Below are 529 nucleotides of genomic sequence, written 5' to 3' on the forward strand. Positions count from 1 at the left end.
CATCCCGACACGCCACCTCCAGCTGCACCCGCCGATTGTGCGTGATCGACATCAACGGATAAAACGCATGCAACTCACGACCCGCATCATCCGGATAATGCACACCCGAAACACCACAACACAATTCAAACCGCAACGCGGGCACATCCCGCAACGCACGGGCGACGACGAGAAGCAATCCACGCGCGACGTGGAGTGTGAGTTGCCCCGCGTAGACGACAACCCGTTCGATCGCGTAGCCGAACTCGTCGCCGAGCGCGAGGGCGAGCTCGTCGACGAGCTCATCGAAATAGCCGCCGTAGGGCCGTGGTGTGTTGTCCCGCTGTGGCTTACGACGAACCAGTCGGCCGTACCCGGAGACATCGCCGGTTCCCATTCCCGGGTCGCTGCGCTCCTGCCCACCGCTCACCGCAGCAGCCCCTTGAGTTCCAGGGTGGTAGGGGCGGCCAGTGCAGCCTTCTCGGCCGCCGCGATGGCCTCGGCGCGGTGCACCCCCAACGGCATCTCGGCGATCTTGGCATGCAACGCC

1 protein-coding gene is annotated in these 529 nt (G+C 64.7%); it reads right to left on the reverse strand.

Translation table 11 applies throughout. From position 1 onward, the window contains the following. On the reverse strand, nt 1-376 hold a 376-nt coding region (locus HPC46_RS34675), incomplete at its 3' end, for an NADH-quinone oxidoreductase subunit C (RefSeq protein WP_179476475.1). Nucleotides 377-529: the final 153 nt, after the last annotated feature.

The sequence above is a fragment of the Mycolicibacterium vinylchloridicum genome (genome assembly GCF_013404075.1).
In the GTDB taxonomy this organism is placed as follows: Bacteria; Actinomycetota; Actinomycetes; order Mycobacteriales; family Mycobacteriaceae; genus Mycobacterium; species Mycobacterium vinylchloridicum.